Annotated in this window: 1 protein-coding gene and 1 pseudogene; one reads left to right on the top strand and one right to left on the bottom strand. The window is 59.1% G+C overall.

Annotated elements, in window-relative coordinates:
- Positions 1-119: 119 nt before the first annotated feature.
- A complete protein-coding gene (locus RGD00_RS23365; RefSeq protein WP_310459624.1) occupies positions 120-332 on the top strand; it encodes a hypothetical protein in 213 nt (70 codons plus the stop codon).
- A 20-nt stretch (positions 333-352) separates the two neighbouring features.
- On the opposite strand, the pseudogene RGD00_RS23360 reads toward RGD00_RS23365, so the two are convergent.
- Positions 353-1077: pseudogene (locus RGD00_RS23360) on the bottom strand (IS5 family transposase); the annotation flags it as partial.
- Positions 1078-1119 lie beyond the last annotated feature (42 nt).

The following is a 1119-nucleotide window of genomic DNA, read 5'->3' as shown; positions in this document are numbered from 1 at the left end:
CCATCACGGAAGTCACAGGATAAGTCTGTCCGGGGAAAGGGGAACTCCGGCCCTCAGCCGATTTGTGCAACAGAGCCGAAGCAGAGCGATATCCTGACAATCAAGTGTATGTCGACATGATGCCGGTGTTCGTCTCGGCAGTTGTGCGGGTCTTCAAAGCTTTAGACAAGGCCGGCGCCAACTTCAGAGGCTTCGACGCCGAGACCTACAAGAGGCCATTCACGTCAGAGCTAGAAGTTGACCTGAAGGCGATCAACTACCAGCCTCTTAAGTTGAATAGCATTTCTGCACGGCCAGCCGCCAGAACAAAGCCGCAGGAAACTCGGCACTAGGGTCAGGACTCGTTCTTGTGTCATAGCCAGAAGATGACGGTTGCGGCGAGGGCGACGACGGAGAGGAAGACCTTCGGGGACCTGTCGTATCGGGTGGCGACCCTGCGCCAGTCTTTCAACCGCCCGAACATGATCTCGATCCTGTTACGGCGTTTGTATCGGCGCTTGTCGTGCTTGATGGGCTTGCCGCGAGACTTCCGGCCCGGGATGCAGGGCTTTATCCCTTTGTCTTTCAACGCTTCTCTGAACCAGTCGGCATCATAGCCCCGGTCGGCCAGGAGCCAATCGGCCGAAGGTAGGCTGCTCAGAAGCGCGGCCGCTCCAGTATAATCGCTGACCTGACCTGCGGTCATAAAGAAGCGGATCGGGCGACCATCGGCATCGGCGACGGCGTGCAGCTTGGTGTTCATGCCGCCCTTGGTTCGGCCGATCAGACGGCCCCTTTGGTCGCCGGGTCCCCCTTTTTCGACCGCAGGCTTGTCGCCGTGCGGTGCGCCTTCAGGTAGGTCGCGTCGATCATCACCGTCTTCGGAGCGGTGGCCTCGGAGGCCAGTCCATCCATCATCCGCGCAAAGATGCCCTTGTCGCTCCACCGTTTCCAGCGGTTGTAGAGGGTCTTCGGCGGGCCATATTCCCTGGGTGCATCACGCCAACGCAAACCATTGCGATTGATAAAGATTATCCCGCTCAGCACCCGCCGATCATCAACGTGAACCGCGCCGGGTTTGCCGGAGGCTGATTTCGGTTAGTTACGCGGCCATGGCGTCAGTTTCCAGAGCGGCGTAGA

Origin of the sequence: Ruixingdingia sedimenti (genome assembly GCF_031432425.1) — a bacterium.
Taxonomy (GTDB): Bacteria; Pseudomonadota; Alphaproteobacteria; order Rhodobacterales; family Rhodobacteraceae; genus Ruixingdingia; species Ruixingdingia sedimenti.
The sequence above is the reverse complement of the archived record's forward strand: the minus strand, read 5'-3'. Positions and strand labels throughout refer to the sequence as shown.

What these genes read in the sequence shown, in the direction of transcription:
- RGD00_RS23365 (WP_310459624.1), top strand. Translation starts at nt 120, where the DNA reads ATGCCGGTGTTCGTCTCGGCAGTTGTGCGGGTCTTCAAAGCTTTAGAC.